At 65.7% G+C, this 20,261-nt stretch carries 9 protein-coding genes and 1 riboswitch; of the genes, 3 read left to right on the top strand and 6 right to left on the bottom strand.

Annotation, left to right across the window (positions count from 1 at the left end; genetic code table 11):
- Positions 1 to 181 precede the first annotated feature (181 nt).
- Entirely contained in the window at positions 182 to 4,462 is a 4,281-nt protein-coding gene (locus tag FB461_RS11485; protein ID WP_142122244.1) for an SdrD B-like domain-containing protein, read from the top strand.
- 71 nt (positions 4,463 to 4,533) lie between these two features.
- On the opposite strand, the gene efeB is transcribed toward FB461_RS11485, so the two are convergent.
- The 6 genes from efeB to FB461_RS11455 all read right to left on the bottom strand — a co-directional run bounded on the left by efeB (position 4,534) and on the right by FB461_RS11455 (position 18,148).
- Positions 4,534 to 5,928 (bottom strand): iron uptake transporter deferrochelatase/peroxidase subunit, encoded by a 1,395-nt coding sequence (gene efeB / locus FB461_RS11480; protein ID WP_142122242.1) that lies wholly within the window; start codon positions 5,926 to 5,928, stop codon positions 4,534 to 4,536.
- Between the two features lie 40 nt (positions 5,929 to 5,968).
- A complete protein-coding gene (efeO, locus tag FB461_RS11475; protein WP_142122240.1) occupies positions 5,969 to 7,171 on the bottom strand; it encodes an iron uptake system protein EfeO in 1,203 nt (400 codons plus the stop codon).
- A 4-nt stretch (positions 7,172 to 7,175) separates the two neighbouring features.
- Positions 7,176 to 8,066: an iron uptake transporter permease EfeU gene (gene efeU / locus FB461_RS11470; RefSeq protein ID WP_142122238.1), complete on the bottom strand. Its 891-nt coding sequence runs from the start codon at positions 8,064 to 8,066 to the stop codon at positions 7,176 to 7,178.
- Between the two features lie 336 nt (positions 8,067 to 8,402).
- On the bottom strand, positions 8,403 to 14,522 hold the full coding sequence (locus FB461_RS11465; protein ID WP_142122236.1) for a GH92 family glycosyl hydrolase: 6,120 nt from the start codon (positions 14,520 to 14,522) through the stop codon (positions 8,403 to 8,405).
- Positions 14,523 to 14,831: 309 nt separating this feature from the next.
- The gene (metE, locus tag FB461_RS11460) at positions 14,832 to 17,150 is read right to left on the bottom strand and encodes a 5-methyltetrahydropteroyltriglutamate--homocysteine S-methyltransferase (protein WP_142122234.1); all 2,319 of its coding nucleotides are present in this window, start codon (positions 17,148 to 17,150) and stop codon (positions 14,832 to 14,834) included.
- 5 nt (positions 17,151 to 17,155) lie between these two features.
- Positions 17,156 to 18,148 (bottom strand): methylenetetrahydrofolate reductase, encoded by a 993-nt coding sequence (locus FB461_RS11455; RefSeq protein ID WP_142122233.1) that lies wholly within the window; start codon positions 18,146 to 18,148, stop codon positions 17,156 to 17,158.
- An 18-nt stretch (positions 18,149 to 18,166) separates the two neighbouring features.
- A riboswitch (SAM riboswitch) is annotated at positions 18,167 to 18,264 on the bottom strand.
- 139 nt (positions 18,265 to 18,403) lie between these two features.
- Here FB461_RS11455 and FB461_RS11450 point away from each other — a divergent pair.
- Together FB461_RS11450 and FB461_RS11445 are read left to right on the top strand one after the other, a co-directional pair.
- Positions 18,404 to 18,784, top strand: coding sequence for a hypothetical protein (locus FB461_RS11450; RefSeq protein ID WP_142122231.1), 381 nt, complete (start codon positions 18,404 to 18,406; stop codon positions 18,782 to 18,784).
- A gap of 437 nt (positions 18,785 to 19,221) precedes the next feature.
- Positions 19,222 to 20,250 carry a sulfate ABC transporter substrate-binding protein gene (locus tag FB461_RS11445; protein ID WP_142122229.1) on the top strand — a complete coding sequence of 343 codons (1,029 nt, stop codon included), beginning with the start codon at positions 19,222 to 19,224 and terminating at the stop codon, positions 20,248 to 20,250.
- Positions 20,251 to 20,261 lie beyond the last annotated feature (11 nt).

Below are 20,261 nucleotides of genomic sequence, written 5' to 3'. Positions count from 1 at the left end.
ACATGGACATTGGGTGCCGATTCTTAGTCGCCGACTTCGATTCGTCGCGCGCAGGAGCCTCCCCGTCGCTAGGCTCAGCGTCGGTAGAGAGGTTTGACTTGCAGCGTTGCCGAGGACCTTCACGTCTGTCAGAGCCGCGAGCGCGTCGAGTGATCTGCTCCCCCAATCCGAAAGGTACTTCATGAAATCCCCCATGCATCGAGCATCCCTCGGCGACGACCGCCGCGGCCTGCACCTTGCTATATCGCTCGGCCTCGCCATGGCGCTCATCGTCACCCTGATCGCGCAGGGGTTCGCCGCAGTCACCCCAGCGCATGCCGCTGGTCCAGCGATGACCACCTCGATCAACACCGTCAACGCCTCAGTGCTCACCGGCGGGCGCGCCTCCTACAACGTGCGGATCGAGTGCTCGAACCTCGACCCGACGGGCTGCACCAAAATCAAGATCGAGATGACCCCGCCCACCAGCGCGGACGGCAGCGTCATTGCCACAGATCCGCAGGTCGATTCGAGCCACGTCACCGGCACGTCGTCCGATCCGGGGACCGGCAACTGGACGCTCTCACTGCGCGATATGGTCGCGGGCTCGTCCGTACAATTCCAGGTTTCATGGCAAATTCCGAACTTCACTACTCCGGATGGGACACAGCTCACCCTCGAAGCGACGACGACGTTCGACGGCCCGGACGGCAACCCCACCACGGTGATCGCCCAGGCTCCCTCTCCTGTGACCGCCGATGCCGCGCCCAAGGTACAGGTCAACAAGCGGATCATCGACCCGAGTGCCGCTAGCCAGGTCATGCCGGGCGACACTGCGACCTACGAGATTCGCGTGTGCATTCCGGAGAACGAACTGGGGCAGATCGCCATCGCGAATGCGCAGGTCGTCGACACCTACGATGCCTGGACCAATGGTGCGCAATCCGTGATCGTCGAAGATGCCGACGGCGGCACGATCAATCCCGCCAACCACACGATCACGTGGAACGAGACGGGCATCGACACCCAGCCGAACCAGCCGATCTGCGGATCCGGCAACGAACTCGTCTACACCGTCGTCTTGACCTACCCGGCCGCGATGATCCCCACCATTCCAGGGGGTGACGTGCAGGCGACCTACACATTCCAGAACCGGGCAGAGGCCACCGTGACCGCCACGAACGGCGAGACCGCGACCGGCTCGTCCGTCGTGAACCACGCGTTCTTCAACTACAACACGCCGCCCGGCCTGCTCGTCATCGCCTACAAACACCTCGGTGTGGGTGCCCCGATCGCTAAGACGGACACGAGCACCGAGTACTCGTGGTTCATGTCAGTCGCCTACCGGCGCGGAAACGACGTGAATCCGACAGAGCTGCGCAACGCCACCATCGTGGACCGCATTCCCTGCGTGCTCCCCGGCGGAGTCCAGAGCCTCGGTGTCACCAACAATGCCGCTAGCGCCATCACCAACTTCATCTACGCCCAAGACGGCGATCTCACCGGCTGGAGCGGCGGAGCTGAGGGCCTGTGCTCCACTCCAGCCTTCCGCACCAGCGTCATCGAGCTGACCGGCGACAACTCAACTGACACCCAACGATCGATCGACCGCCTGGACTACGTCTCAGTCAAGTACTACGACACAGCCACCAGCCTGTTCGGCCAGGCCATCTGGCGCGTCCCGACCGGAGTCACCCCGACCACGCGCATCTACGTCTACGACACCACCCAGGCGCAGACACTCGCCATTCCAGCGACGGCCGTCGTCACCGACCTGGTGGTCAACTTCGAGAACGTCCCGCTGGAGAACAACAACGGCAGCGGTCAGAAGATCAACGTCCACGGCACCAACACGACCGCGTTCGCGACTTCACCGCATCACGAGATCTCCAACGTGGAACGCACCTACGTCTCCAACGAGCAGACCGGCCCGGATCAGGGATTCCCGCTGTCACCGTCAGATGCTCCAACCGGCTCCGGACTCGCCGGCGCGAACACGGCAGGCGCGGGCCGCTCGTTCGACGACGAGGTCACCGACCTGACGATCGGCAAGCAGGCCGCGAGCAGTGTTGCGGCGCTTCGGCCCGGCGACATCGCCACCTGGTCGCTCACCGCGGGCCTCGGGGTGACCAACACCCGGCTGGGCATCGCGCCCAAGGTCGTGGACGTGCTGCCCATCGGACTCGAGTACGTCCCCGGATCGACCACCTGGACGCTCGGCTCTCATACCGCGCCGACGGAGACCGTCGAGACGTTCACGGACGGCGCGGGCTACACCCGCACGCGCATCGTCTGGCAGTTCGCCGCCGACTTCAACGGCGGCGATACCGTGACGGGAACCTTCCAGACGACCGTCACCCTGGATGCCGCAGAGGGATCGCATGCAGGCACGCTCAGCGCACAGACGGCCGCGATCTACGACGCCGACCGTTCGCGCAACGAAGGTTCGGGCGAACCCGACACGAACGACTGGGACGGAGACGGAGACGTCACCGAACTCGTGAAGACGGCCAGCGACGACTGGACGGTCGTCGCGCAGTCCGGCGCCCACGTCGAGAAGTTCGTGCGTGGATCAGCGGGCGACGGCACCTGGCAGACCGAGGACGTCTCACTCGCGGAACTCGCACACAATTCGACCGCGGCCACGGACGGCACCGACGTCGACTACCTGATCAGGGCCAGCAACGACGAGAACCAGTCGCTCCAGAATCTGGTGATCTACGACGTGCTACCCCACTTGGGCGATACTGCGATCGGTGCCGACCTGCGCGGTGATGCCCGTGGCTCCCAGTTCCAGGTGAACTTCGCGCAGTTGCTAGGAACGCTCCCGGCCGGGACGAGCATCCAATACTCGACGTCGAATAACCCATGCCGACCGGAGTTGTTCCCCGCCAACGATCAGGGCGCCTGCGCCAATGACTGGTCATCGACGCTGCCGACGGATCCGACCACTGTTCGCGCGCTGCGGCTGACGATCGATCATCTTGCTCCGGGCGATCAGGCGGAGGTCACCTTCCGCGGAACGGTCCCCCTGTTCGTCTTCGCACAAGGCGGCAACCAGGTGTGTGCCGCGTCGCGCACCAACCCCTCCATCAGGGCCTGGAACAACATCGCCTTCCAGGCGGAGCGCGTGACAGGGCCGGGCACCACCGAGGATCTGCTCCCGGCCGAGGCCCCGAAGGTGTCGATCCGAGAGGTCTGCGGACGCATCGGCGATTTCGTCTGGTACGACAAGAATCACGATGGCATCCAGGGCACCGATGAGGTCGGGGTCCCCGGAGTCACGATCCAGTTGCTCGACGAGAACGGCGACCCCGTGCTCGACGGTGCCGGTCAGCCCGTCACCACCGTGACGGACTCGGACGGCTACTACTCGTTCGAGGTACCGGTCGGCACGTGGACCGTTCAGGTCGTCAGCATCCCCGACGGCTACGTGTTCACCCTGCCGAACGTCGGCGATGACGCCAAGGACTCCGACGCCGGCGCGATCCTCACGCCTGCCGCGCCCGTGGTCATCACTCCCGCCGCCCTCGAGAACCTGACGCTCGATTTCGGCTTATGGCAGCCGAGTCCGCAGATCGACATCGAGAAGTACGACATCGACGGCAACGACGCGGACACGGCCGATGAGAAGGTTGCCCTTCCGCAGGGTTCCACCACACTGACGTTCACGATCAGGAACACCGGAGACGAGGCCCTCGTCGACGTCACCGTGACGGACACGATCACTGCGGGCCAGGCCACCGTTTCAGGCCTGACCTGCACGTTCCCGGACCAAACGACCGGCACTACGTGGGCGGGACCGTTTGCCATCGGTGGGTCGTTCGATTGCACCGCCCAGTTGACGGGCGTCACTGCGGGTGACGATCACGCCGATTCGGCGACCGTCACCGGGACGGGTGAGGGTAGCGGAAAGCCTGTCACCGACTCGGATGACTATCACGGTTACACACCGAGTCCGGCGATCGACATCGAGAAGCTCGACGTAGACGGCAACGACGCGGACACCGAGAAGGAGACGGTCGAGGTCGAGTCGTCCACCATCGGCCTCGATTTCATCGTGAGGAACACGGGCACCGAGGACCTCACCGAAATCAAGGTGAGTGACTCGCTGCTGAAGGGCAAGGCCAGGGTGAAGGGACTCACCTGCACCTTCCCGGACGAGTCCACCGGCACGACCTGGAATGGCGTCTTCAAGGTCGGCGCCTCCTTCACCTGCACCGCCAAGGTCACCGGCCTGGTGCCGGACGACCTGCACGCGGACCGGGCCTCCGTGACCGGCAAGGGCGTCTTCACGAGGACGTCCGTCTCGGATGACGACGACTACCACGCGAAGCGTCTCGTCATCGCGGACGACGAGGAAGAACAAGAAGAGGATCTCCCGCTGACGGGCGCCAACGCCGCACTGGCGGCGGCCCTCTCGCTCGGCCTGCTCGGGGCCGGCGCGCTGCTCATCGCAGCACGCCGCCGCCTGCAGAACTGAAGGTAGTTCGGCGCTAGGCAAGGAGGTGGGGCTCGGATAGAAGGATCCGAGCCCCACCGTCGTCCCGACTGCTAGCCGAAGAGTCCCTGCCCGATATATTCTCCCTCGCCGATCCCTGGCGGAATGGCGAAGACAGCGGTTCCCACATGCCGGATGTACTCGTTCATGGCGTCCGATTTCAGCGCGCGTTGAAGATCGATGAACTGCTGAGGATCGCGCTGGTACGAGATGAAGAACAGGCCGGCCGATAATTGTCCAAGGTCGTTGTTGCCCTCGACGAAGTTGAAGCCGCGGCGCAGTATCCGCGTACCGCCATTGTTGTCCGGGTGGGCTAGCCGAACATGGGAGTCGGCGGCAATCGCGAAGTTCCCGCTCCCGTCCACGGCGGCGAAGTTCGGCGGGGTGAACTCCTCCCCACCCGATAGCGGAGCCCCGTGGAACTTATCGCGCCCGATGATCGATTCCTGCTCGCCGAGCTGCGCCCGGTCCCAGCTCTCGATCGTCATCATGATCTTGCGCGCCACCAGATAGGTGCCGCCCGCGAACCAGACGGGACTCGAATCCCGGGGAGTCCACACCCAGCGGGCGAGTTCGGCGGACTCGTCCGACATGATGTTCGCAGTGCCATCCTTGAACCCGAAGAGGTTTCGCGGCGTCGACTGGCTGGTAGAAGTCACCGACGTGCGCCCGTATCCGAGTTGCGTCCACCGGATCATGGCCTTGCCGAACGCCAGCCGAGAGAGGTTGCGGACAGCGTGCACGGCGACCTGTGGGTCCTCGGCGCAGGCCTGAATGCACAGGTCACCGTGGGATTGCTCGTCCTCGATGAGGTCGAACGCAAAGGACGGCAGATCGGCCAGGGCGGTGGGCTTCCTCCCGGCGAGGCCCAGCCTCGCACCCTTCTCCCCAGCGAACAGCGATGGGCCGAATCCGAAAGTGATCGTGAGGGCGGCGGGCGGCAGGCCGAGCGCCTCCCCCGTATCGTCAGGTGGTCTCAGCGGGCCGCCGCCGACGGCGCCGCCATCGCTCACTTCCAGGCCTCGTGTCATGCGCGCCGCGGCGTCCGTCCACGTGCGAAGCAGTTCGATCAGCTGCTCACGCGTGGTCGATGAGGTCAGATCGAGGCTCGCGAAATACAGGTGCTGCTGCACCGGCGTGGTGATGCCGCTTTGGTGCGTCCCGTAAAACGCGTGCACTTTGCCCTCGGGGGGTGAGGACGAGCCCACCGCCGCCCCGGCCGCGTATCCGCCCGCGGCAAGCGCAGCGCCGGCACCCACGAGCCCGAGGAAGCCGCGGCGAGAGACGCCTGCGCGCGACCCCGGCTCCCCAGTGGATCCCCTCACGGAACGCTCCCGCTTGGACCCATCCGCCTGCGCGAGACGAGGCGCTTCCTCTTGCCGATCCCGGCGAGAGCCAGCCGCCTTCGCTGGCCGAGCCGGTCGGGATCCATCTTGACTGTCAGACATTGTCCTATCCTCTGCCATGGAGGCTGGAGTCGGTGACGCCTCAGCCCTCGCTGACGCCAAGCACCGTGTGAGTGAGCTGCGCCAAGGGCTCGCTCAGCGCGTTGAGCTGCGCGCCGAGTTCGTTGCGCTTGTCCTGCGCGACGGTGTCGTAGGAGACGAATCCGTCGTCGTAGTTACCGTAGGTGGCGAGCAGATCCTTCATGGCCTTGAACTGCGCGTCGAGTTCGGCGACGAGTGCGGCGCCCTCAGCGCCCTTGGCCTCCGCGATGTCGCGGACGGAGCCGAAAGCCACCTCCGCGCCCTCGACGTTGGCGTAGAAGTCATACAGGTCGGTGTGGGAGAACTCGTCCTCTTCGCCGGGCAGTTTGCCGTCGGGCGCGGCGACCTCGTCCAGCAGGCCGATGGCGCCATTGGTGATATCCCCCAGCGTCAGCACGAAGTCGGCCGAGTGCACCTGATCGTAGAGGGCCTGGATGTCCGTGTTGAGCTGGTCGGCGAGAGCCTCACGGCCCGTCTGATCGAGCAGCGGCACCTCGTCGTCGGGGTAGTTGAGGACGGCCTCGTCGTTCCACAGGTCGGCCTCGATGCGGTGGAAGCCGGTGAACTCCAGGCCCTCCGCATCGGCACCGGGCTTGCGGTAATCGATCTTCGGGTCGAGGTCGCCGAACTGCTCGGCGGTGGGCTCGATGCGCTCATAGTTGATGCGGGCGATCGGGAACAGCCGGCGGGCCTCGTCGTCATTCCCTGCGACGTATGCGTCGGTCAGCGCTTTGACGCCCATCACGAGCTCGCCGACCTGCGTCTTGGTGTAGGCCGTGTAGTTGGCCACGGCCTCCTGCGTGGCTTTCTCCTCGCTGGCATCGATGGCGATCTCATCGCCAGTCACGGTGAACGCCGTCTGACCGATGCCCTCGCCGATCATGCCAGGCTTGCACACCGTGAAGTAACTGCCCGGCTGGGCCTGGATCGTGAGCGCGCGGCTGGCCCCAACGGCGATGTTCTCGACCTCGCCGATGATGCGCAGGCCGTCGTCCGCGAGCACGTAGAACTCGGTGACCTGATCGCCCGAGTTCTTGACGTTGAACGAGATGTTGCCACTGGTGGCCGTCGCCGTGGCGACCTTGCACTCGGCGGCGGTCGACTCGACCGCGATCGCCTCGGCGCCCTTCGGGTTGTTGGCGACACAGCCGGCGAGGCCGATCAGGGCGACGGCTGAGAGGGCCGCAGCATAGGTGGTCTTCACTGGTCTACTCCTTGGGTGAAGCGGCGGCTGGCCGCTTTCGCTTGACGAGGATGGCTATGTAGGTGGTCAGGACGATCGCCACGTAGAGGAACCACGCGCCGACTTCAAGCTTGGTCATCTCGGGCGTGAAGCCGATGGTGCCCTTGAGGATGGCAGCGACGATGCCATCGGGCGGAAGGTGGTCGCCGATCTGGAATGCCCACGCGTCCGGGCCGTAGAAGCCGGCGACGAACGCGCTGGACCCCTCGGGCGCCGGGCCGAACGGACCGGGCAGGACGCGGGCCTCCTGCAGGTCGTGTACGCCGTAGGCGAGAATGCCGCCGGCGACGAAAATGAGGAAGATGCCCGTCCAGGTGAAGAACGTAGACAGGTTGATGCGCACGGCGCCGCGGTAGATGAGCCAGCCGAGGGCGACCGCGGTGAGTAGCCCGATCACCGCGCCGAGCCACGCGGTCGGCGCATCGGCGCTGGCGCGCACGGCCGACCAGAGGAACAGTGCGGTCTCCAGCCCCTCGCGGGCGACGGCGACGAATCCTATGATGACCAGGGACCAGCCCTTGTCGCCGATCAGCGCCCGGTCGATGTTGCTCTCGAGTTCCGTCTTGAGGGTGCGAGCGGCCTTCTGCATCCAGAAGATCATCCACGTGACCAGGCCGACCGCGAGGATCGACATGGTGCCACCGATGACCTCCTGAGCTTCGAAGGTAAGCCCGTATGCACCGAAGGTGAGAATCGCCCCGAGTAGCAGCGAACCCGCCACGGCGAGGGCGACGCCGACCCAGATACGCCGAACGACGTCGGGGCGCCCCAGCTTGTGCGCGTAGGCGATAAGGATGCCGACGACGAGCGCGGCCTCGAGGCCCTCGCGCAGGCCGATAATGAAGGTGCCGATCATTCGGTGTGGTGAACTCCAGTCAGATTCCGCTGATGCGGCGCATCGTCCGACGGACGTGTCACCGCGTTAGGTAAGCCTAATCTAAACCAGCAATTGACTGTGTGTCACCTGGGAAACATGTGATGCACGCCACGTCGCCCGCGCCCCTGCGGGGTTCGGTGACAGCCCGGTTCGCTGAGCTGGGCGCAGAGGACGTCAACTGCGATCTGGCGGGACACGATGGTGGGGTGGTCACACATAGCGCGTGACCACCCCACCAGGTGTCCTCTCAACCCCGCTAACCCGGGTCTGGCCCTACCGGACCGGCGTCATAACCCGAATCAGCAAGTCAGTAGGTCAGCGGATCTTGATCGTGACCGTCTTGGACGACTTGGCCTTGACCGTCTTCTTGGCCTTCGGCACGAACTTCGCCTTGACCTTGATCGCGGACCGGTAAGCCTTCTTCAGCGTCACCTTGACCTTGCCCTTGCGCTTGGCCGTGAGCTTCGCCGTACCGACCACTTTGCCCTTGACCCGGATCTGGACCTTGCCGGTCGCCCACTGCCCATTCGACAACTTGGCAACCTTCACCGTCACCTTCGGCTTCGACCCCGCCTTGAACCTCTTGCCCTTGACCGTCACCTTCTTAGCCGTCGCCTTGACGACCTTGAACACCTGACCCGAGGCCGAAGACGTCACCGTGGTCCCACCCGAGACCAGCGTCGCCACGATCCCGCGATACGACCCCACCGCCAGCTTCGCCGGCAGCACCGACGTCGCCACGTAGGCTCCACCAGACTTCACGACCTTGGCCGAACCAAGCAACTTCGACCCCGCCTTGAACGTCACCGACCCCGCCGTAGCACCAGTGACCACCACCGAAACCCGCGCCCGCTTGGACGCGATCGATCCGAACGCCTGGCTCGACTTACTGAACCGCGGCGCCGAGACCGACACCACTGCCGGATTAACCGGCTTAGCCGTCACCGTCACCGTCACCTCACCCGAAACCGACGGAGCACGACCCGCGTCCCCCAGGTACCTCGCGGTGAACGTGTAGACCCCAGGAACCAGCCCGGAGATCGACCTGGTCGCCACCCCGTCAGCAACCGCTGCAGTACCAACCGACTCACCAGAAGAGAAGAACTCCACCAACCCAGTCCCACCGGCACTGACCTGCGCACTCAAAGCCACGGCACCACCCTCAACCAGGGTCGCGACATCGCTCGTGAGCGTCGTCGACGTCACCACACGCCCCGCCACGGTGACGCCCACCGCCGCGGTCACGCTTCGAACCGAATCGTCGACCGTCACTGTCACAGTGGCGCTCCCGGCTGTCGCGAAAGCGTGTGGCGCTGAGATCTGTCCGCTGGCGGGAACGGTGACGGTCGAGGCAGCGGATCCGTCGCCCCAGTTGATCACCGCGGTGCGATCTGGCAGGCCGCCGGCGACGGATCCCAGGCTGAACACGCTGGAAACGCCCTCTGTCGCGCTCAGCCCGGACGCCCCGGTGAGCGTCAGCGGTGCGGCCTCGCCGGTTGCGGCGGAGCCGTCCGTCGCAACTGCGAAAACGTGCTGCCGCGCGAGCGATGACGTGTTGACCGCCGGCATTTCGAGCCATACGGCTCCGCCGTGGCCGGGCTGCAATGTGAGTGTGTTCGTCGCCCACAGCTTGAACTCGTTGTTGCCGGAGTTCACCGTGGTACTCGCGCCCTTCCAGCGTCCCCAGCTCGACGCCACGACGACGTTGCCGACGCCGATGCCGCCGGCTCCGGTCTCCGAATCCCAGTTGTTGTACTCCAGTGAGAAGTTCTGCGTCTGGCCAGAGTCGTAGATCACCTTGGCCTGCCCGGCCACGTTGTTCTCATTCGCCATACCTATGAACGAGATCTTTGTCGCGTCTCCCGGGATGTACAACCGCACCTTGCGGGCCTTCTCACCCGTCAGGTTGTCGACTTCGCCGGAGGCGATGACCGGCAGCCTGAACTTCAGGTCGGTGCCCGGCACGCTGTACTGCGTACCTTGCACCAACGCGGGCGCCGTCGACGTCTTGGTGCCGTCGGCGCTCTGCTTCGGCGAGACTGCGAGCGATTCCTTGCGGTAGCCGTTCGCATTGGTCGCGCCGTCGCACGCGGCGGGCACCCCGGCCTGGGTGAGGCAGGCGTTGTCGAAGTTGGCCTCGAAACGCTCGTCGCGCGTGGCCACGATCGTGCCCGTCGCCTTCTTTGTCTCCCCTCCGACGGTCGCGGAGACGACCACCGTGTAGGTGCCCGCGTGTGCGTAAGTATGATCCGCCTTCACGGCCGCGCCACCGAGTCCGCTTGCGGCGACGGTACCGGCGACCGGCGCGGAGCCGTCGCCGAAGTCGACCGTGGCGGTGGCCCCGGTCGCGGCGCCGCGGATGGTGGCGATCGCGCTGTCGATGGACGAGCCCGCCCGCGCTTGCTGCGTAGCCGGAATCGTCACGTCGAACTCGCCCGGCTCCAGCCCGGCGTTCGGATCGACCAGCAGTTCGAGTTCGGCGATTGCCGCCCCGTTGCCACTATTGGTATCCGTGATGACGAGACGGAAGCGGTCGAATGCCTCGTCCCCATCGACGGTGAATGGTCTGGTCTGCCGCTCCCACGCGAATTGCTCACCGGAGCGCTCGTCGAGCACCTGCCATGCGGTGCCGTTCCTCGATCCCTCGAGGCGCCACGCACGCGGCGCAGATCCGCCCGTTCCGGACGTGATCGTGTATCGGACCGGCGCGACCGGGCCAGCCCCGAGTGTGAAGTCCACCTTCGTGTTCGCCGTCAGCAGCGTGGCCTGGGTCAGCGAGCTGTTGTCGAACAGAGGTGCAGGGTTGCCCACTCCGGGCGATGTGACCGTTGCTCCCGCACCTAGAGCGTCCACGAGCGGCACGGGCACGGACTTGGTGGAGGTCCGTTCGCCCCAGGTCGACGGGCTGGCGCCCATCTGGAACGTGAGCGTGTGGCTGCCGCCACGGGTGAGGGCGTTCTGGTTCACGACCGCGGAACCGAGCGCCTGCCCATCGAGTGTGGCTGACTGGACGTAGACGTTCCGCGTGGAATTGCCGGATGCGTTGATCGTCAGCGTGCCGTCGCCGCCCAACGGGGTGATCGAGACCTTGTCGAACAGTGGTGAACCCAGCACGTACTGGCTCGATCCCACGACGAGCGGGTAGAAGCCCAGCGCGCCGTAGATGTAGTACGAGCCCATCGCACCGTTGTCCTCGTCGCCGGGGTACCCCTGCCCGATCTCCGAGCCCGCGAACAGGCGCTGCGTCGCCTCGCGGACGATCGCCTGCGTGCGGGACGGCTTGCCCGCGGCGGCGTACAGGTAGGGGATGTGGAACGAAACCTGGTTCGATCCTCCCCATTGGCCCATGCGGACATCGCGTGCCTCGATCGTCTCGTGGATCTTGCGCGTGTCCGCCAGTTCCTCCGTGTTGAAGAAGGTGTCGAGTTTGGCTACCAGTCCGGCCGTACCGCCGTACAGGGCGGCCATGCCGTCTACGTCGTGGCGCGCGTGGAAGGCGAAGTTCCAGCCGTCCGTCTCGGTGTAGAAGTGGAGTCCATTGATGGGAATACCGGCATCCCAGTCCTCGGGGTTGTAGACCGTGGACCGGTTGTTAGCGTCGTACTCCCCGGGTGCCATGACGAATGTGCCATCCGCATTGCGCGCGGTGAAGAAGCCGAGCGGGGTGTCGGTGTCGGTGGGGTCGCCGACGCGCGAGTCGAACAGGTTGACGTAGTCGTCGGCGCGCGCGAGCAGGTACGCGGCGTCCTCGAGGTACTTCTCGCGCTGGGCTTGGGTTGTGGACGATTCGTCCGCGAGCTTCAGCGCCATCTGGCCGATCGCGTAGTCGTTGATCGTCCCTTCCAGGCTCCAGGAGACCGATTGATCCTGTTCGACCGGGGCGTACCCCAGGAACGTCGAGGTGGCGATCGACTTGCGGCCGATCGCCTCGTTCGGCGGCGTGACCGTCGCATTCTTCAGCGCCGCGTCGTATGCCTCGCGGGCAGTGTCGACGGAGAGCGATCCCTGCAGGTAGGCGTCCGCGAACGAGGCGTCCGAGCTGGTGCCCGTCATCAGGTTCGCGTATCCCGGCGACGACCAGCGTGCGATCCAGCCACCCGCACGGTACTGCTCTACGAAACCGTCGATCAGATCGTCCGCGATGTCGGGATACAGGTACGAATACATGGGCCACGCCGTGTGATACGTGTCCCAGAAGCCGTTGTTCACGTACATCTTGCCGCTGCGGATCTGGGCGTTCGTGTCCGTGTCCGTGGTGGTGGCACTCCGGTCGTTGACGGGGCTCGCGTACTTGTAGTTCGGCGTGCTCGCCGTTCCGGTGTTCTCGAAGTACGAGTTCGGGTAGAGGTTCAGCCGGTACAGGTTCGAGTAGAGGGAGACCTTCTCCTCGTCCGTGGCGGTCGCCGAGGCGGTCAGATCGATGACCCCGAGTCGTTCCTGCCATGCCTGCTGCGCCGCCTGCTGCACCTGGTCGTAGTTCCAGCCCTTGTCCAGCACTTCGAGCTGAAGGTTCTTCTGCGCCTGTGACTGCGAGATGAACGACGTGGCGAGGCGGAACTCGACAGTCTTGTTGCTCGTGGTGTCGAAGCGTGCCCATCGTGCCGAGGTGCGGCCCGCAGCTGTCCCAGACGCTGCTGGCGCGCGGTTGAAGGTGCCGTAGACGAACATCCTCGTGGTGCCGTTGTTGTTGTTTCCATCGTCGATCCACCCCGTGACCGTGGAGCCGCTGATCGTCAGTTTGGAATTCGAAAATCCCTGGTCGACGATGACGGTACCGGTCGATGCCCCTGCGGGGTAGGTGAATTTGTAGACGCCCGCGTGGTCGGTTGGAGCGACCTTTGCCGCGATACCGTTGTCGAATACGACGGAGTACTCGTCCGGCTGGGCGATCTCGTTGTCGTGGCTGAATTCCAGGCGACGCGCGTCATGGTCTGCGTTCGGGGTGGCGTCGGTGGTGATGGACGGCATGACCATCATTTGCGTGCGGTCACTCATCCATCGGCTGGGTTCGTGGGAGATTCCGATACCGACCAGTCGCGGCTTGTTCGCGGACGAGTTCGACTGCTGCCACTTGTACAGGTCCCTACTGGATGCACCTTCGGTGAACGGGGTCCAGAAGTTGAAGCCGTTAGGCCACGCCGCCGCGGGGAAGTTGTTCCCGCGCGAGAAACCACCGGACGAGTTCGTACCGCGGCGGGTGTCGACGTAGTCGGTCAGGTTGCTCGCGTTCACCGGCTCTTCCGCTGCGATCTTGATGTCATCGAGCCAGCCGAGAGCTACGTCTGTTGCTTCGGCGTCATCCTTGGCGTAGTGCACGAGCACCTTGCTGACCTTCTTGCCAGTGAGCCCGGCAAGGCTGATGCGCACTTTGTTCCACTGGTCCGGCCAGAGGATCTTCGCTTCGGCCTGCTCCTGCGGACTAATTCCATAGCCGTACTGGTCGCTCAGGCCATTGATGCCCGAGAGCAGTCTCGGGTTGGATCCGTTCGGTTCGGTCACCTCGAGGTCGACCGTGACGTTCTGCCCCGCATACGTGTAGGCGTTGCCGTTGAGGTTCGGGAAGATCAGGTAAGACAGTTCGGAGTTGGCACCGATGGTGAGGTCGACGTTGTCGTAGATGGTGTTGATTGCGTGACCATCTCCGGCACCGAGCTGGTGCGCGACATAGCGCAAGGACTTGGTCCCCGTCCAGCCGACCTGCGTCTTGGCGGTCTCGGACCAGCGCGGACCCGAATCGATCGTCGTGGCAAGCGTCGACGGCGTGCCCGCGGTCCCGGTACCGATGAGTTCGAATTCCGACAGTTGCGTCAGAGTTTCGCCGTGGTTCGCCGTGATCCGCAAGCGGTAGTACTTGTAGGAGCCGCGCTTGGCTGCGGGAATCGAATACGCGCGTTCGGAGAACAACTGAGGGGAAAGATCCGCCATCGAGAACTGGTAGTCCTGGCTGTCGAGGTCGGTCCACGCGCTGGCATCGTTCGACGCCTGGAGCGTCCAGGTCCGCGGGTTGCGCTTCCAGGCGTCGTTGGCGGTGGTGATTCGGTATTCCGTCGCGGTGGTCGCCGCTGCGAATTCGTAGCGCAGGTCGGCGGACGATCCAGCGAACAGCCACTTGGTGAAGATGTCGCCGTCGAGCGCCTTCTGGCCGTTCTCCTCGACGTTGGGTTCCAGGGAGGCGACCACACCGGTCACGCTCCCCGACAGGGAACCCGCGGCACGGCCCACCGCCGAGACGTTCACGGGGGCGCTGTACTGCACTGAACTCAGCAGTCCGGCGCTGTCCTCGAACGACGTTGCCCACGGCGTCGCATCGGTGTCGGCACTGGCAACGGAGGCACCCGCCACCAGAGTCGTGCCGAGAATCGCGATGCTCGCAATGGCGGCGACCATCTTCTTGGCTGTAGCCGGGCGAAATGCCCACGTGTTCGTGCCAGTCATTTTTTCCTCCCAGGTGCGCGTCCGGCTCGGCAACGAGCGAGACGCGCTGACAACGTTGTCAAACTGCTGCTAAGGCTACCTAAAACTGCTAGCCCCTCGCAATAAGGGCGACACGATCGTCTGCGGGCGTTCCCATCGTTCGACGCCAATCGGACGCGCGCAAACGAACCGAATTCGCGCAAGCGATGGGACGCGAGGCAGAGGCCATCCGCGGACGGGCTCCGCCGGCCATCTTGCTTCGACCATCGACAAAAAGCAACGGCCGGGGCGCACCGCGAGTGCACCCCGGCCGTTGCCGGTTGAAGAGCGTCAGACGTTCGCTACCTCGCGGTTGCGCACCGCGCGCGTGGCGGCCACCAGGTTCTCCAGCGACGGAACCGTCTCGGCGTAGCCACGGGTCTTGAGCCCACAGTCGGGGTTGATCCACAGCAGGTTCCCAGGCACGCCCTGCGCCGCAAGGGCGACGAGCTCGGAGACCTCGTCCACGGACGGCACGCGCGGGGAGTGGATGTCGTACACGCCGGGCCCAACGCCGCGGGCATACCCGGCGGCGGCCAGCTCGGGCACGATCTCCATGCGAGAGCGGGCGGCCTCGATGGAGGTCACGTCGGCGTCAAGGCCGTCGATTGCGCCGATGACCTCGCCGAACTCCGAGTAGCACAGGTGCGTGTGGATCTGCGTCTCCGGGCGAACCCCGGCGGTCGAGAGGCGGAACGATCCGACCGACCAGTCGAGGTAGGCCGGCTGGTCCTCGCGGCGCAGGGGCAGCAGCTCGCGCAGGGCGGGCTCATCCACCTGGATGATCCCGATGCCGGCGGCTTCGAGGTCGTTCACCTCGTCGCGCAGGGCCAGACCGAGCTGGTTCGCGGTCTCACCCAGGGGGATGTCATCGCGCACGAAGGACCAGGCCATGATCGTCACGGGACCGGTGAGCATGCCCTTGACCGGCTTCGGGGTCAGGGACTGCGCATACGTGGCCCAGCGGACGGTCATCGGCTCGGGCCGCGAGACGTCGCCCCACAGGATCGACGGGCGGGTGCAGCGCGAGCCGTACGACTGGACCCAGCCGTTCGTCGTCACCGCGAAGCCGTCCAGCAGCTCGGCGAAGTACTGCACCATGTCGTTGCGCTCGGCTTCGCCGTGCACCAGCACGTCCAGCCCGATCGACTCCTGCAGTTCGATGACGCGCTTGATCTCGGCGCGCATCTCGGCCTCGTACGCCTCGGTCGCGAGCTCGCCGCGGGCGTGCGCGGCGCGAGCCCGGCGGATCTCGACGGTCTGCGGGAACGAACCGATGGTCGTGGTCGGCAGCTCGGGCAGGCCGAGCTTCGCGGCCTGCGCTGCGGCACGCTCGTCATAGTCGCCACGGCTGAAGTCGGCTTCGGTCAGCGCGGCGGTGCGGGCACGAATCGCGTCGACACGAACGCCAGCGGCGGCCGCGCGCGAAGCCAGCGCCTGCTGGGAGGCGGTGATCTCGTCCTCGATCGCCCCGCGCCCCGACGTCAGTCCGCGCGACAGCGTGACGACCTCGACGACCTTCTGGTCGGCGAAGGCGAGCCAGGCGTGCAGGTTGGCGTCGAGTTCGGCGTCTTCCCACTTCTCGTCCGCAGTGTCGTGCGGCACGTGCTGAAGGGACGTGGCTGTGGCAGCCGAGACGGCGCTCGCGCCGAGTTCGGTGAGCGCCTCGAGCTGCTCGAACTTGGCGCCCAGGTCGGCGGCCCAGATGTTGTGGCCGTCGATGACGCCGCCCACCAGGGTCTTGGTCGCAAGGCCGGGGGCCGCCGCAGGAACGCCGCCGTGGACGAGGTCAACGTGGATGGCCTCGACGCCGGTCGCGGCGAGGACCGGGAAGTTCTCTCGCAGGTCGCCGAACGGGGAGGTGACGAAGATGGCAGGGCGCTGGCCACCGGCCAGCACCTCGTAGGCCCGCGTGACGGCGGCGGACACGACGCCCGGCTCGACGCTGATGTTGTCGGTCACCAGGCCCGGCTCGTCGAGCTGGACCCACGGGGCGCCCGCGGCGGCCAGTTCGGCCAGCAGTTCGGCGTAGACGGGGAGGATGTCCTCGAGGCGGTCCAGCGGGTCGAAGCCCTCGGGCGCGCCGTCGGCGGCCTTGGACAGCAGCAGGTAGGTGACGGGGCCGACGATGGCCGGACGCGTCACGAATCCGCCGGCCCGGGCCTGCGTGAACTGGTCAATAATGCGGCGGGACGACAGCGAGAAGGCAGTGTCGGGACCGATCTCGGGCACCAGGTAGTGGTAGTTCGTGTCGAACCACTTGGTCATCTCGAGCGGCGCGATGTCGCCGATGCCGCGCGCGAGCGTGAAGTAAAGGTCAAGGCCCTCGAATCCGGCGAAGCGCGGCGGCACGGCACCGACGGCTGCGGTGACGTCGAGAACCTGGTCGTAGAACGAGAAGGTCTCCGGGATGGAGGCGTCGGTGCGCCCGAGGCCCAGCTCGGCGAGCCGTTCGCGCGTGGCCTGGCGCAGGCCGGAGGCGGTCTCCTCCAGCTCGGCAAGCGTGGACTTGCCGGCCCAGTACGCCTCGACGGCCTTCTTCAGCTCGCGCCGGCGCCCGATGCGCGGGTAGCCAACGATCGTGGCGACGGGAAATGCGGGGGTGGTCATGCGATTCAGCCTTTCACGACCGCGGGGGCGGTCACGGGTTCGGTGGGCGTTGAGGTTGTCGTGGTGTCGGTGGTCAGCCCGAGCCCGCTGAGAACGTCGAGCGCGGGGGTGGCCTTGTTGAAGGTGTAGATGTGCAGGCCGGGTGCGCCGGCGTCGAGGACGGCGCGCGCCAGGTCTGTCGTGGCGCGGACGCCGGCCTCGTGGCGCGCCTCGTCGGACGAGGCCTCCGCCAGCGTTTTCAGCAGTTCCGGCGGGGGTTGCAGGCCGGTGAGCTCGGCCACACGGTGGAGCCGTGCGGGATCGGTCGACGGAATGATTCCGGCAAGGATCGGCAAGTGAACGCCTGCGGCGCGGGCACGGTCGACGAAGTCGGCGTACGTCTCGGGCCGGTAGAACAACTGGGTGATGGCGAAGTTCGCCCCGGCCGCCTGCTTGACGAGCAGCCGCTCGATTTCCTGGTCGCTGGAGGTACCGGCCGACGGGTTACCGCCGGGAAAGGTCGCGACGGCGATCGTCAGGGGCTGCGCGGCGCCGCGCAGCGCGTTGCCTGGGTGGGCCGCGCAGCGCACCCGTTCGCGGTCGCGCAGCAGGGCGATCAGCTCCACCGACGAGTTCACCCCGCCCGGCGTGGGCTGCCAGTCGGGCTGGCCGGCGGGCGGGTCGCCGCGCAGGGCGAGGAATGAGCGGACGCCAGCACTGAGGAACTCGTCCACGACCTCGACGACATCGGCACGCGAGTGGCCAACGCAGGTGAGGTGGGCGATGGGCAGCAGGGGCGCGGATCCGATGAGTCGGGAGACAACCTGCCGGGCGGTCTGCCGGTCGGTGCCTGCGGCGCCGTACGTCACGGATAGGAAGTCGGGGCGGGCGCCGATCAGGCGGTCGACGTTGGACCAGAAGTTGGGGGCAATGTCGGGTCGCCGCGGGGGCATGACCTCAAACGAGATTGTGGGACGAAGTTGGGTGGGGTCCCAACAGTCGTGGTCCTTATCGGTCATGGCGAGCCTCCTGACGGCATTCCATCGCTCCTGGCGGTAGCACCGTGCCGGCGCTGTGCACCGGGGGGTTGCTGCGGCATCAACGAGCCAGGTCTCTCAGCCGCTCTGGATGGTCGCCTCATACTCTAATGGAAAGTTCTCATCATGGACACAACAACATCCAGCATGCGGACATGCGGGAGTCGCCCCACCGCCGGGCGCGACGGCGACTCTCGGGCTACAGTTCTCAACGTCCCAATATTCAAGGAGAACCCCATGACCGCATCCACCGGGCGGGGCCCATCGGCGCCAGATCGCGACGTCACGCCGGACGCGTCGCCGCTCCCGAGCGCGAGCAAGCCTCGCAAGCAGCCGGGCAAGTCAGATCGGGCACTGTCCTGGATCGGCATCACCTTGACGCTCATCGCGTATCCCGCGTTCTGGGCGCTCCTCATCTTTGGCGGCGATCGGTCCGTAGACGAGGTGCAGACTGCCTTGAACGTCGCGCTGTTCGGCGGTGCCGTTGGATTCGCAGGAGCGATCGTTTCCCTCATACAGATGTTCCGCTTCAGCCGGAACTTAGACCGCATTGGCGTGGCGCTCGCATTCCTGCCCCCGCTTATCGCGGTCCTCACCTTCGCCATCGCAGGATCGTAGTAGGACTATGCGTCCGGCCACGTTGAGTAGTGGCCGGGATATCGGCAGAGGCCCGGATATGCAGCGGCGGGGCTTCCTACTGCCTCGCACTTAGATTTGTCTGCCTCGAACCGCGCGCACGTCGTGACTTCATCGGCATCGCAAACACGGTGGCGGCGAGAGCAGCTTCGACCTCGAATATCCCCCGACTGTGTAACGAGTTGCTCACGGGTGGGCGCGGCGAAGGTGGCGAAGCGTGAGTGCGCGCCGGGGGCCGCACCATTGGCGGACCTGAGCGGCGCGAAACACGCGTCATTTTGAGACGCCAGTCCACGTTTCGAGATGCCCCATCCGCACATGGTGTTATTCTCGTGTACGCCAGTAGGGTTTAGCGGTGTAGTCGCCTTGATCGGCTATCAACGCATTTGTTTCGCACCAGCAAAGATCAAGAGGTACCCATGAAGCTCGCCCGTGCACGCCGGATCACCGCCGCAGTAGCGGCCATCGCCGCCACCTTGAGCCTGACGGCTTGCGGGTCGGGAGGTGGCGCAGAAAGCACCGAACTCTCCCTCGTCGGATTCGCCGTCCCCAAGGCCGGAAACAACGCCGTCCAAGCGGAGTGGGGCAAGACCGATGACGGAAAGGGCGTGACGTGGACTGAGTCCTACGGCGCGTCGGGAGACCAGAGCCGCGCCGTCGCCGGTGGTCTCAAGGCCGATGTGGTCCACTTCTCCGTCACCCCCGACGTCACGCGCCTCGTGGAGGCAGGGCTGGTCGATGAATCCTGGAACGCCGGCGCAAACAAGGGAATCGTGACCGACTCGGTCGTCGTCCTCGTCGTACGCGAAGGCAACCCCAAGGGCATCACCGGCTGGGACGATCTCGCAAAGGACGGGGTCAGCATCGTGACACCCAACCCCGGCTCGTCCGGCGCGGCCCGCTGGAACATCCTCGGAGCCTGGCAGCACATCATCGCCGGAGGCGGATCCGAGGACGACGCGAAGGAGTTCCTCGCCAAGATCCTCGGCAACGTAGCGGCATTCCCCGGCTCGGGCCGTGACGCCACGCAAGCGTTCCAGTCCGGCACGGGTGACGTCCTGATTTCCTACGAGAACGAGGCCATCCTCGCTCGTCAACAGGGCGAGAAGTTCGACTACATCGTCCCCGCCGACACCCTCCTCATCGAAAACCCGGCCGCAGTCACCAAGGACGCGAACGAGAAGGCACAGTCCTACCTCGACTTCGCGCTGTCCGCCGAAGGTCAGAAGATTTATGCCTCCAAGGGCTTCCGCCCCTTGGCCTCCGCCGGTGACGTCGAGATCGGCAACGTCGAAGGCGCCAACGATCCGTCGAACCCGTTCCCGGAGGTTCCGACGCTCTTCACCATCGACGGCGACTTCGGCGGGTGGAAGGAAGTCAACTCCAAGTTCTTCGACGAGAACGACGGCATCATCACGAAGCTGCAGAGTGAGGCGGGCCTGAGTTGAGCTTAAGCGCG

The sequence above is a fragment of the Rarobacter faecitabidus genome (genome assembly GCF_006716265.1).
Classification (GTDB): Bacteria; Actinomycetota; Actinomycetes; order Actinomycetales; family Cellulomonadaceae; genus Rarobacter; species Rarobacter faecitabidus.
This window is presented reverse-complemented; position numbering and strand designations above follow the sequence as displayed.

Bases quoted from the DNA above. Each gene is read 5' to 3' on its own strand.
- FB461_RS11450 (WP_142122231.1), top strand. From the start codon at position 18,404: ATGACCGCATCCACCGGGCGGGGCCCATCGGCGCCAGATCGCGACGTC.
- FB461_RS11485 (WP_142122244.1), top strand. From the start codon at position 182: ATGAAATCCCCCATGCATCGAGCATCCCTCGGCGACGACCGCCGCGGC.
- efeU (WP_142122238.1), bottom strand. From the start codon at position 8,066: ATGATCGGCACCTTCATTATCGGCCTGCGCGAGGGCCTCGAGGCCGCG.
- metE (WP_142122234.1), bottom strand. From the start codon at position 17,150: ATGACCACCCCCGCATTTCCCGTCGCCACGATCGTTGGCTACCCGCGC.
- FB461_RS11445 (WP_142122229.1), top strand. From the start codon at position 19,222: ATGAAGCTCGCCCGTGCACGCCGGATCACCGCCGCAGTAGCGGCCATC.
- FB461_RS11455 (WP_142122233.1), bottom strand. From the start codon at position 18,148: ATGACCGATAAGGACCACGACTGTTGGGACCCCACCCAACTTCGTCCC.
- FB461_RS11465 (WP_142122236.1), bottom strand. From the start codon at position 14,522: ATGACTGGCACGAACACGTGGGCATTTCGCCCGGCTACAGCCAAGAAG.
- efeB (WP_142122242.1), bottom strand. From the start codon at position 5,928: ATGTCTGACAGTCAAGATGGATCCCGACCGGCTCGGCCAGCGAAGGCG.